The sequence below is a fragment of the Corynebacterium sp. p3-SID1056 genome (genome assembly GCF_025152525.1).
In the GTDB taxonomy this organism is placed as follows: Bacteria; Actinomycetota; Actinomycetes; order Mycobacteriales; family Mycobacteriaceae; genus Corynebacterium.
In genome coordinates this window covers 385,941-397,533 of record NZ_JALXXL010000001.1, presented here as the reverse complement: position 1 = coordinate 397,533, position 11,593 = coordinate 385,941, and the positions used below count along the sequence as shown (strand labels likewise).

The window sequence follows — 11,593 nt, the reverse complement described above, 5'->3', positions numbered from 1 at the left end:
GACGTCGGTCGGAGAAGTCGAACTGGCCACCTTGCGGTGGGTGCATTGGTGGAACACTAAGCGACTTCACGAAGCATTGGGCTACGCCACCCCACAGGAAGTAGAAACCGAGTACTATCTCACGCAGCCCGTCTGTACGGGGCCGTAAAAGAAGTGGAACTAAACCCAGGACGCTTCAACTTCAGAGCGTTTCTGTTAACTTCCACCGGGCCGTTTCGGTGATCGATTTAGAGGCGGCGGGAGTGAACGGACGATGTCCAATAGCCGGCCGAGTTTCGAGCCTTCGCCCAAAAGTATTTAACTAGGAATCAGCCGTTTATAGGCTATTGCGCTCCTCCAACTGGGCTCGAACCAGTGACCCTTCGATTAACAGTCGAATGCTCTGCCAACTGAGCTATGGAGGATTGTGCTCAGTCAGTATAGGGGGCGTAATCGTCGATAAGCAATTTGGCATCGTAGGACGTGGGACTGAAATATGAGGGTTCCGACGAACGGGGTATAGTTTTTACAGCGCTTTGGCGCTGGAGATGGGGCTATAGCTCAGTCGGTTAGAGCCGCGGACTCATAATCCGCTGGTCGCGGGTTCGAGCCCCGCTGGCCCCACAGAAAACCGCTGCACGGGAACGATAGTTCTCGGTGCAGCGGTTTCGTATCTTCTGTCGGCGCCTAGAAACCGGGGAACAGGACCTTGGTGGCGTTGCCGGCTTGGATGAGTGCCATCTTGACAGTGTCGAGGACGAAGAGGTCGCCGCCCGGTGCGGCGAAGACGGTTGCGCCACCGCCGGAACGCACCGACATGGGGCTGAGCTTTTGCGGGGGCTGGGTGAAGCCCTGGTTCCAGCACAGGGTGCCTGCCCAATTGTCTTCGACCTTGACTGCTGGGATGAGGTGCTCCGGAGGGTTGCACTCGGGGTGAGCTTTACGGGCCTTGTCGGAGACACAGAGGGTGGTGTGGCCCTGCGGGGTGTTGTAGATCTCGCAGCGCACGTCGCCGCTTTGGTTGGAGTAGGTGTGCGTGGAGGCATGCGCTGCGGGGGCGCTAAGCGTGACGGCTGCAAGGGTGATGGCGGCGCCGGCGAGCGCCGCGGTCGTGCGTGTCTTCATGGTGAGCTCCTGGGGATGGGTAGATGATGTATGGCACGTGTCACTTAGGGTAGTGGTGGGTGGGGGAGCTGGCAAGCGTCGAGAAGCGAAAGCTGGGGTAGCTAGTCGAAGCCTTGAGTGTGGATGACGCGGCGGCGCTTGCGGAATGCGGCGGTGAGGGCGGGGACGAGGTGGTCGTGGAAGTCGAAAACCGTGGCGGAGGTTGTGGTCCCGCGGGTGACGCGGCCGATCTGCTGGATGATGTTGCCTTTGAACGCGACTGGGGCGGCAAGCACGAGGGCGTCGAGAGCCGGGAGGTCCACGCCCTCGCCGGCGATCTGCGTCATGGCGATGAGCACGAAGCGGGGTGCGGTGGTGAGCGCCTTGCGGGTGGCGCTGCGGTCTTTGGCGTGCTGCGCGCCGTGGAGGGTGAAGACGGGGACTGGGAGGTCGGGGTGGTTGCGGGCGAGGAGTGTTTCGAGTGTGGTGATGTGCTCGCGGCGTTTGGCGAGGACGAGGACGTTCATGCCGCTGGTGGCGGCGCGGGCGATGGTCTCGGCGATTAGGGCGTTGCGGGTGTCGTCGGCGGCGAGGGCGTTGTCGAGGTCGGGCCAGTAGAGGTGGGGCTCGTCGTAGGTGAACTCGGTGGTCTGCACGACGTAGTGCTTCGGGCCGGGGCGCTCGAGCTCCATGGTGTGGCGGATGGGGCCGCAAATGAGTGGCAAGAGTGCGTCGAGGCCGTCGGAGCGGAATGGGGTGGCGGTCAGTCCGGTGACGAAGCGGACGTTGAGGTCTGCGAGTACGCGGGTGAGGCCGGCGGCGCCGACGCGGTGGCACTCGTCGATGATGAGGTAGCCGTAGTCGGCGAGGAACTGCGTGCGGGAGTCGGTGCGGCTGATCGACTGGGCGGTGATGATGTCGATGTCGCCGCTGAGTTTCTTGGACTTGCCGGCGTGTTGGCCGATGGTGGGGTTGTTGAGGAAGGTGGTGAGTGCGTCGCGCCACTGGGCGGCGAGCTCCACGTTGGGGACGATGATGGCGGTGGGGACTTGGCGGTGCGCGATCAGTGCGCAGGCCATGACGGTCTTGCCCGCGCCGGGTGGGGCGACGAGGACGCCGGTGCGATGTTTGCGCATTGCGTTAACGGCCTTGCGCTGGGCGGGGTAGAGCTCGCCGGTGAACTCGGCGGGCAGAGTGCGCGGCTTTGGTGTTTTGCTGCGGCGGGTGACGGTATAGCCGGCGGTTTTGAGGATGCTGATGGCTTCGTCGAGGGCCCCGCGGTCGAGGGTGAGTGTGCCGTCGCGTTCGTCGAAGCGGATGATCAGGCGGGGAGTCTGGTAAATGGACAGGCGCTGGGCCTGGCGGATGTAGAACTGCGGGTTGGGGATCGCGCCGAGGTGGCGAAGCGCGGTGGCGGTGGTGGCGTCGACGCCCTCGAGGTCGATGTGGACGCGGGAATCGTGCGTGACTCGGACCTTGCCGGAGCGTTTGAGGGCTTTGAGTTCTGCCTTGGCTGGTGGTTGGGGTAGTTGGGTCTCCGGGTCGGGTTGGAGGGCAGCGGCGATCTGTTTGAGCTGTTGTTTGGAGGCTTTGGTGGTGTTGGCGAGAGCGGCGAACTGGTCGTCGGCGGGCTCGAAGTCGTGGTTGACGAAGACGGTGCGCTGCTCGGCGCGGTGCTGTCCGGCGAGCGGGAGCGCGATCAAGTTGCCGAAGCCGCGGCGCTTGCCCGGCAGCGTGTCCTGGGAAGGGAAGAAGCGATCGAAGCTGGCGAAGTACTGCTTCGGGCTAGCCTTGGCGAGCAGGCCGATGCCTGCGGTGCGGGCGAGGGATGCCGGGACGGGCTCGTTGAAGAAGAGCCAGACGTGCGCGCCGGTGCCGGAGCGGGAGAGCTCGATGAGCGGGTCGAGGCCGAACTCGCGGCAGGTGTCCGCGTAGGTGCGGGCGGCGGAGCGGAAGTCGGCATCGTCGAAATCGCACGCTAGGAGAAAGCAGGTATCGCCCTTGCAGAGCGGGTAGAGGCCGACGTGGAGGTTGTTATCGCGGCGGAGGTGCTGCTCGAGGACCTGCGGAGTGAGTGGTTTGAGGTTTGGGTTGTTCCGGTCGTAGCGGCCGTAGGAGGCGGGTGACCAGCCTTTCTTCTCGCCGTTGCGCCAGGCGGTGGCGTAGACGTCGTCGCGGCCGCGGAAGTAGTCGGCGAACAGGCGGAGCTTCGCGTCGGGGGAGGAGGAGTTGGAGATCTTTGTGGTTTCGGGTGGTGTGGTTTGGGGTTTGGGTGCGGGGTGTGGCGCGGGTGCGGCCTGTAGCGCGGGTGCGGGGTCGAGCGGGAGCTGTGGGGCGGGGGTTTCGGCGTGGGTGGTGCTGGTGCTGCGGGAGGTTGTTGTGCGCGCTTCTTGCGCGAGGAGAGCCTCGAAGTCGTCGGTGCCGAGCAGCTTGGCGAGCGCGCGCTCGAGCAGCTGCACGCGGGCCTCGAGATCGTGCGCATCTGGCATGGGCGCTCCATGGGGTAGGGGGAGAGGGTTGTACGAGGTCAGTGTAGTTGGGGCGGGGAGTTTGAATAAGACCACTCAGCACAATCGCGATGATCGCTTGCCGCCTGGGAGCGAGTGTAGGGTAAGATTTTCGCTAAAAGGAGGGACCAGATGCAGTTAGAATTGCAGCGTACGAATGACGCAGAGCTGACCGCCCGGAAACGCAGTCTTTTGTCCAAACTCGAAGCGCTGTTAGGTGAAAACGATGTTGCGCCAGAGAATTTGCAGTTTTTAGCGGATTCGGGGTCTCTGACTCTGCAAGAACGCGCTATCTACGATGAATTGCGTCGCGTAAAAATTCTTTTGCAGGAGGACTAATACATGGGTGGGGGGACGCAACAATATTCGGATCGGAAAGCGCAGGAAGCTGTAGAATTCCTTCAATATGCGCTAGAGCTTGTTCTTGCGAGTTTCCCCCTCGAGACCCCAAATGATGTCAAGGCTTCAGTTGAGCTAAACGAAGATCGTGGAACAGTTGTGGGGGATCTTCTTGTGCCGCTTGTTCATGGAGCAGGGCAAAATGAAATCGATGTTTCTGCTTCGGACTACAGTGAGATTTTTCAGGTTAACGTTTTTTACGAACTATCAGTAGCAGAATCTGAGCGGCATCTTGCAGTAAGGCGAAGTAAATATGAGCTGCGGGTGGTCACTCGCCCAGGGCTCCGTTTTGAATATGAACGCGGAAACACTTCTGCTCCGGCGGCCCACATTCATTACTCCGGAGTTGCGGGGCTATTGAGTGTTGCTACTATGAAGAATTTTTCTGGCAAGAAAGCAAAACAGCGTTCTGGCAATCTGGAGGATTTGCACTTACCCGTCGGGGGTCTCCGGTTTCGCCCTTCGTTGGAAGAATTTCTGTGGTTCGTGATCAAAGAATGTGGTTTTAGAGGTAAGCCGGGTTGGGAGAAGAACCTGCTTCAATCACGCGAGAGCTGGCTAGACAAGCAACTTGGAGCAGCTGTCCGGGATCACCCAGGCAAAGCGGCGAGAACTTTGGCTGAACTTGGATATGAGGTTACGCCTCCAAACAAGGGGGAGCCAACGAACCGGCGGCAGCTTTTTTGGTAGTTGACTGCCTTTTTAAGCAGATAGCCCCGGCTTTATTCTTTATTCTCAACCGCACTGAACGCAGCTGCAATCACTGAGTCGCAAAATTCTTGAACTGATTCTCGCTCGTATACCTTCTCGTCGATTGCCAACCTCACCCATTCGTTCTTGTCTCTTGAATTCGTGATGTCTCTGCCAAAATCCTCTAGTTCCCCATCTGGGATCAAGAGAACTCTGCTGTGTTTAAGTAGTACGATCAACTCACTGACCAGGGAACTGATGACTTCATCTTCATGTTGGAGCCGAATTTCCTCCGCGACTTTTTTCTTTATTTTTCCCTCTCGAACCCCTTTCTCGAACTTCGCAAACTCACTTGCATAAAGCTGCTCGAAGCGTTCTCCAATTCGTCTTGCTAGGTCGCCTGCTTTGTCAGCGTCGCTTGATTTCATTGCCCGTGCCGTGTTCATCAGCCGCTTTGGATCTGACACTAGATCGAGATCCCCGACCACCACCGTCGGACTCCGTAAATCCTTCAACAGGTTCGCTGTCGAAGGAAAGTTGCTGTTTCCATTGGTCGGAATAAAGATCAAGGAGTCACGCAACGCTCGAGCACCCTGACTGGGCAGTCGTTGCCACCGTGATTCAAGTGCAGTTTCAAAGAAGAGAGCATCTTTTTCGTTCTCAACTAAGATTGCCACTGAGGCGAATAAGCTTTCTAGAATCGGCGTAAACCGGATACGGCTTTTCCCTCTAATATCGCTAAACGCGACTGGGTCCACGGTCAATGATGAGTATCTTGAGCCTCTTGCCTCTCTAAACGCCAACCTTTGTACGACCAGCTGATTTTCTTCACCTTTCGATAGCCCGCTGAGAAGGTTACGGTCGTGAGTGGCACAGATGACCTGTCGTTTATGGTGCAGGCAAACCTGACTTATGACCTGACCTAATCTGTTGGCTTGGGGTGGATGAAGAAAAGCCTCTGGCTCATCAACCAATATCACACTTCGAGAATCGGTATAGAGCCTAAGGAGTAGTCCTACTACATTCCGCATCCCCAAACCCTGATGGTCGATCGTCCTCGCGTTTTCGAGGAACTGGTACACCTCTTTGGAATTTGCCTCCGTTATAGAGGGCATAGAGACCGCAGGACGCCCGAGAAAGAAATTCAGCTTTCCGTTGTGGGGATGAAAATGAATTTCCTCGTCAAAAATGAACTGGAAATCCTGTCGTACGGATTTGTAGGCTACGTCCTGCGACTTTAGTCGGACAAGTGCACTCTCCAGGTTTTCCATTGATTGCCGCTCGGTCTCCGAAATACGACTAAGTGGCTCATCCATCCGTACAAACGATTCGACGAACGGGCCAAATATATCACCACGTGCTGCAAGCTCTTCTATGTCCCTTTCGCTTATATTGCCGCTTGATCCATAAACTTCGAATGGCAGATCTAATGAGAAGATACTTTCTCGCTTGGGGAAGTTCTGTGCGGCAAAATCCAAAAGGTATTTTCTTGGATCGTTAGTTGGCCAGCGCAACCTTGTAGAGTCGATCAATCCGTCATCGTTGTTGATACCCAGGGTTCTTCCGCCAAAAAGTACTGAACGTAGCTGCTTGAGAAAATGTGTTTTCCCAGAATTATTTGGCCCCACTACTGCGAGGATTGAATCCTCCTGGAGGCGAATCTCACCATTTGATTTAAGGAGAATTGACTCAATGGTCGGCTTTGATAAATCTAAACTGGCATTGTGGCCATTCATTTCATTCGAACCTCGTAATTGAGCCTTCACAGTGTAATCGTTATTGTACTGCGGTCCCACCGAACATAATTGCAGCAAGGTCGACCTTCAGCAGGGGTTAACAACCAACGCGTGCATTAAAATCCAACGGTAGTCAAAGAGCTTCCTGAAATCTGACGCGGCAAGGCTAGATATGCCCAGATAGGAGCTGTGCATGTGGGTAGCGCGTGGTGCCGTCAACCACCGATTGCTAGATTTTGGTGCTATGGCTGGTTGCTGTGGGCGCGGACTTGCGGAAGCGTCCTGTGCTGAGCAGCTTGGCAAGCGCTCGCTCGAGATGTGTCGCACTGGCCTCGAGATCGTGCGCATCTGGCATGGGCGCTCCACGGGGTTTGAGGTTACCCTCGTTTAGTGGACACCCAACTTGTACGGATGTTGTGTCCGTAGGAGAGGATGTTCATTGTGAGCCAACAGCGCAAGAAGTACACGCCGGAGTATCGGCGTGAAGCCGCGAATCTCGTGATTGAGTCGCAGCGCCCGATCGCCCATGTGGCCCGAGAGATCGGTGTCGCCCCGGGGCTTTTAGGCAAGTGGGTCAAAAATGAGCGGGAGCGCCGAGGGGCTGCCGATGGGATGAGCGAGGCGGACCTTCGGGCCGAGAATGCGCGCTTGCGCCGGGAGCTGGCAGAGGCCCGGATGGATAACGAGTTTTTGTCAAAAGCGACAGCCTTCTTCGCTGCGAAGCAACGCGAGCAGAAAAGTTCGAACTAATGCGGCGAGAGAAGGCAAACTACAGCATCAAACGCATGGCACGCCTGTTGAAGGTGTCACGTTCCGGCTACTATAAATGGTCCCATAACCAGCAGCAACGACTCTTAGGCAACGATGATCGGGCAGCGTTTTATGACGATGTTGACCGCAAGATTCACCGGATTTGGAAAGACTCCGATGAGGTTTATGGTGCTCCGCGCATTACCGCAGAACTCGCTGATCGCTACGGCATTACGCTCAACCGTAAGACCGTGGCCAAGCGGATGCGCCTGATGCGCATTGAAGGGATTTCACCGCGTGCTTTCGTCCCGGTGACCACGGTTCAGTCCAAGCGTAAGTCCACGCTTCCTGACCTGGTCAAGCGCATGTTTGATGCCGGTGAGCTGAATCGGGTGTGGACGTCGGATATTACCTACCTGCGCACCGGTGAAGGCTAGTTATACTTGTGTGCGGTTCGTGATGGTCATTCCCGCCGTGTGCTGGGCTGGGCTATGGATAGTGTGCAAGATACTTCCCTGGTCGAGCGGGCCCTGCGGATGGCGTATACGCTGCGCGGTGACGTTCCTGATGGCCTGGTGTTTCACGCTGACCGTGGGGCACAGTTTACAAGCGAGCAGCTCTGGGACGTTTGCCGCCGCCTGGGCATTGCTCAGTCCGTGGGGCGTACCGGGGTGTGCTTCGATAACGCGATGGCTGAATCGTTCTGGTCGACGCTGAAGACCGAATTTTACGACCGGCAACACTGGCCTACCCGTGATGCTGCACGCGCGGGTGTCGCCCGCTGGATTGAAGTGGTCTACAACCGTCGACGGCGGCACTCCGCACTCGGGATGGTCAGCCCCGTCGACTTCGAGCACCACATCACCCAGACCACCAACGAAGAAGAAACAGCTGCCTAACTATGAGGTAGCTCCACTACGTGTCCACCATTTGCGGGCAACCCCACTGCGTGGGCTTCGTACTCTGTGGGGGTGAGGTACTTGCACCAGGAGTGTCTTCGGCTGGTGTTGTAGCGCACGCACCACGCGAAGACGTCTCGTCGGCAGACGAGCTGGTTGGCAAAGACTTTCTTGTCTTTGAGGACCTCTCGTTTCAAGGTGGCGTTAAACGACTCCGCCAGCGAGTTGTCGGCACTGGTGCCGACTGCGCCCATGGATTGGGTGACGTTGAGCCTGCGGCAGGTGGCCTGAAACTGCGATGAGGCGTACACACTTCCGTGGTCAGAATGAAAGATCGCACCGGTAAGACTCCCGCGGGTGTGGTGTGCGTGCTCGAGTGCTTCCTCGACGAGTTCGGTGCGCATGTGGTCGGCGATAGCAAAGCCAACAAGCATCCGGGAATAGCAGTCAATCACCGAAGCTAAATACATATTCGACCCGTCCGCGATCGGCAGATAGGTGATATCGCCAACTAGCACCCTATTTGCAGCCGGGGCCGTGAAATCTCGCTTGACCAGGTCGGCAAACACCACGCGATTTAGCCTACGCCTGGTGGTGGTGACCTTGCGTTTTTTCGTGTAGCCACGCAGGCGAAGCTTCTTCATGATCCGGGCGATGCGCTTATGGTTGACCGGCCCATTGTCGTTGTAAGCGTCGTTATAGGTCAGCTCTGCCGCGATGCGTTTGGCACCATAGAGCTGGTCTTTCTCGTCAAAGACCACCTTGACCTTCGCCCCTAGCATGGCATCGTCAATCAGCCGACGGTGTCGTTGGGCGCTGCTGGCTTTCCATTTGTAGTAAGAGCTGCGATTGAGCCCAAGGACGGTGCACATCCGCTTGACCGAGTACTCGGTGCGGTGGTCATCAACAAACTGAAAGCGGATCACCAGTTTGTCTCTTCCATGAAATATTTGGCCGCCTTGCGCAGAATATCGCGTTCTTCTTTCAGCCGGGCGTTTTCCTGCTGCAGTTGGCGTATCTTTTCGGCATCCGTGAGCTGCTTGGCACGATCAGCACGTGCAACCGGTGGACTCTGGGTCTTTGCACCGGTGCCGTACGTGTCGACCCACGTGCGAAGCGTGGTGCGGTAGATCCCTAAATCTTCGGCTGCGGCCTTGAGCGAGAGATGTGGATCGTTCTCGTACATCGCGACTGGGTCGCGCTTGAACTGATCCGAATAAACCTTCCTAGGCATGGAGGTAGATTACCTTTCCCCGACCCAACACGGCCGGAATCAGAGGTGTCTACCAAACAGGGGTCAGGTCCAGTGCAATGTCGACCTGGTGATCCACATACCGGCAAGAACACCGAGGCGAAGTCTATCCGGAGCTGCGAAATAATAGATTCGGCCCATCAGCTGGGCCGCGTAATCTGTCTAACTTCGCGACCAACAGATGGACGGAGGCCGATCGCTGAACTCGCGGTATCGTTGTAGGGGATCCAATTATGATTGGCTGCTGGATTCTTGATAAATAACATCTGACTGCGAGGAAACACGGTGGCAGAAGACAATGTTCTTGATTTAAGCGCCGCTAGGCAGGAGCGTAGCCCCAGTTACCCAGAAGTGGTGATGGTTGATCGCGTGATCCCAACAGGGACCAAGCCTCCACTGGTATACGCAGACGACGGTAATGCTTACATTCTCAAATTCTTGACTAACGATCACGGGCCTGAAGCAACAATAAACGAAGTCGTAGTCTCGATGGTTGGGGAGGCGATTGGAGCCCCGGTGGCTCCTTGGTCGATAGTTCGAGTCCCTGAAGACTTGCGTCAAATCATCAATGGAAGAATCATTGAGCCCGGATTAGCTTTTGGGTCCAGAGTGCTCCCAACAGTAGGAGTGGATCGAATGGGGCCTACCATCGCGAACGTCAATAGAGATGGAAACATCAATCGAATACCACAGCTCATTGCCCTTTGGCACTTGTGCAATGCCTTAGACATTCAAGTGGTTTTTGACTCATCTGAAGATAACAAGATCTACTCGGTCGACCACGGGTTATGGTTTGGTTCTCATCCCTACCCCTGGGGATTGGACCGCCGCTCTGGTTTTCCGGAAATTGACGAAGTTCCCTTACTGCGAGAGCCTATCGCTGATGAGTGTTGGGATCGAGCTATCCAAGAGCTAAACGGTCTGGATGATTCAATTCTAGAACGTATTCTCGCCGCTATCCCTTCTGAATGGAACGTGGCGCGAAACGACGTTAAGACTCTAGTAGACTTTGTAGTTTCTAGGAAGTCTTCGGCAATTTTGGAGCTGAGACGTTACTTCCAAGGGAGGTGAATCATGTTATTCCAATTCTGGACAGTAAGTGCGCAGCCAGACGTTTTTAGCCTCGATAGATACGGTATCGGGGTCATCGCAGAGTCTATGGAGGAGGGTACTTTTAAAGCCCATTTTGCCGATTCCCGCCGGCTAGACTCGGCGATAAATGCTCAGGTGAAAGCTGTTAAGGATCTGGCTAAAAAGCTTGAGTCATCGACACGCGAACTTGACTTGGGTGTCAACGCAGGACGAGGAGAAATCTTTTGGCGCATGGTGCAGGATTGGCACAACACCATCCATATTGAACCACCACGGCGTCTTGTCGCAACCGACATTGACGCAGCGCTTGGCATACTTTCTCGCGTTTACCTGTCGCGACGTGTTTCCAATGATAACCGCCACAAAGTAACTAAGGTACGTCAAGCGGTCAAGACGGCATATACAGACTCAGTAAAGATTGCACCACATTTTGTGGAAGCCCCCTTGGTTGATGCTGTAGGTAAACCCCGCAAGTTCGACTTTGGTGTCGCAGTTGAGCAAGAACGTATGCTCGAAATAAGCAATTCTTTCAGCTTTGCCAGAAAATCGGCTACCGACGTTTTAGACTCGACGGAAGCCTGGACATGGCGAGTCGATAACCTACGTTCAGATGGAGGGCGGGCTATCGTCGATGACCGAGAAATCGAGATTCCTAGCGACGTTCCCGTCGTAGCTTTTGTCTATCCTCCCAATACGGAAGAGCAGAGAGAAACGTTTTTGTCGGCAACGGCATCTTGGCGGGAACTAGAGATCGATGTCGTAAATATTTCAGATGTCGATAAACATACCTGGCGCCTAGAGCAGCGGATTGCGTAGGATCAGATCCCCGCGCCAGTGGACACTCCTCTTGGTCAAGTCTGTCTGAGTGGTGTTTCTGCCTTTCGACAAAGCATGCAGTGTGATGGTGCCAGGGGGGGGCACGTGCCTTTTTGTCGCTTAACCCCCTTTGTGGCGCGGACTCGCGCAAACGCGAAACCCCGCGTCCGACCGGTCATTTCAGTCGGGCGCGGGGCCTTACAAGTACAGCTCCTCCAACTGGGCTCGAACCAGTGACCCTTCGATTAACAGTCGAATGCTCTGCCAACTGAGCTATGGAGGAATATTCACTTCGTTGCCTTCCTGCCGCGTTTCCGCCGCGCTCTGTGCAACGAGTACTTATTTTGTCTCATTCTCTAAAAAGAACCA

At 56.1% G+C, this 11,593-nt stretch carries 9 protein-coding genes, 3 tRNA genes and 1 pseudogene; 7 read left to right on the top strand and 6 right to left on the bottom strand.

Translation table 11 applies throughout. From position 1 onward, the window contains the following. On the top strand, nt 1–148 hold a 148-nt coding region (locus M3G14_RS01855; protein WP_259924312.1), incomplete at its 5' end, for an integrase core domain-containing protein. A 183-nt stretch (nt 149–331) separates the two neighbouring features. Here M3G14_RS01855 and M3G14_RS01850 read toward each other — a convergent pair. Further along, nucleotides 332–404 (bottom strand) — tRNA-Asn (locus M3G14_RS01850). A 125-nt stretch (nt 405–529) separates the two neighbouring features. On the opposite strand from M3G14_RS01850, the gene M3G14_RS01845 reads away from it, so the two are divergent. Further along, nucleotides 530–603: transfer RNA gene (locus M3G14_RS01845), tRNA-Ile, on the top strand. 63 nt (nt 604–666) lie between these two features. On the opposite strand, the gene M3G14_RS01840 is transcribed toward M3G14_RS01845, so the two are convergent. Together M3G14_RS01840 and M3G14_RS01835 are read right to left on the bottom strand one after the other, a co-directional pair. Next, a complete protein-coding gene (locus M3G14_RS01840; protein ID WP_259924290.1) occupies nt 667–1,104 on the bottom strand; it encodes a hypothetical protein in 438 nt (145 codons plus the stop codon). Nucleotides 1,105–1,205: 101 nt separating this feature from the next. Continuing rightward, nucleotides 1,206–3,572, bottom strand: coding sequence for a DEAD/DEAH box helicase (locus M3G14_RS01835; RefSeq protein ID WP_259924288.1), 2,367 nt, complete (start codon nt 3,570–3,572; stop codon nt 1,206–1,208). 150 nt (nt 3,573–3,722) lie between these two features. Here M3G14_RS01835 and M3G14_RS01830 point away from each other — a divergent pair, with 150 nt between their 5' ends. Together M3G14_RS01830 and M3G14_RS01825 are read left to right on the top strand one after the other, a co-directional pair. Then, nucleotides 3,723–3,929: a hypothetical protein gene (locus M3G14_RS01830; protein WP_259924286.1), complete on the top strand. Its 207-nt coding sequence runs from the start codon at nt 3,723–3,725 to the stop codon at nt 3,927–3,929. 3 nt (nt 3,930–3,932) lie between these two features. Further along, nucleotides 3,933–4,679, top strand: coding sequence for a hypothetical protein (locus tag M3G14_RS01825; RefSeq protein WP_259924285.1), 747 nt, complete (start codon nt 3,933–3,935; stop codon nt 4,677–4,679). Nucleotides 4,680–4,711: 32 nt separating this feature from the next. Here M3G14_RS01825 and M3G14_RS01820 read toward each other — a convergent pair whose 3' ends face one another. Next, nucleotides 4,712–6,445, bottom strand: a complete 1,734-nt coding sequence (locus tag M3G14_RS01820) for an ATP-dependent endonuclease (RefSeq protein ID WP_259924284.1) — start codon at nt 6,443–6,445, stop codon at nt 4,712–4,714. A 402-nt stretch (nt 6,446–6,847) separates the two neighbouring features. On the opposite strand from M3G14_RS01820, the pseudogene M3G14_RS01815 reads away from it, so the two are divergent. Continuing rightward, nucleotides 6,848–8,064, top strand: a pseudogene (locus M3G14_RS01815) (IS3 family transposase). On the opposite strand, the gene M3G14_RS01810 reads toward M3G14_RS01815, so the two are convergent. Then, nucleotides 8,061–9,298 (bottom strand): IS3 family transposase gene (locus M3G14_RS01810; RefSeq protein WP_396122172.1). Its coding sequence is split into 2 segments (ribosomal slippage): nt 8,061–9,001 and nt 9,001–9,298, totalling 1,239 coding nucleotides; the frame shifts between segments, so codons are not numbered across the junction. The pseudogene M3G14_RS01815 and the gene M3G14_RS01810 sit on opposite strands and share 4 nt — an antisense overlap. A gap of 303 nt (nt 9,299–9,601) precedes the next feature. On the opposite strand from M3G14_RS01810, the gene M3G14_RS01805 reads away from it, so the two are divergent. Both M3G14_RS01805 and M3G14_RS01800 read left to right on the top strand, forming a co-directional pair. Then, nucleotides 9,602–10,387, top strand: a complete 786-nt coding sequence (locus M3G14_RS01805; RefSeq protein WP_259924282.1) for a HipA family kinase — start codon at nt 9,602–9,604, stop codon at nt 10,385–10,387. A 3-nt stretch (nt 10,388–10,390) separates the two neighbouring features. Continuing rightward, entirely contained in the window at nt 10,391–11,224 is an 834-nt protein-coding gene (locus tag M3G14_RS01800) for a hypothetical protein (protein ID WP_259924281.1), read from the top strand. A 210-nt stretch (nt 11,225–11,434) separates the two neighbouring features. On the opposite strand, the gene M3G14_RS01795 is transcribed toward M3G14_RS01800, so the two are convergent. Then, nucleotides 11,435–11,507: transfer RNA gene (locus M3G14_RS01795), tRNA-Asn, on the bottom strand. Between the last annotated feature and the right edge of the window lie 86 nt (nt 11,508–11,593).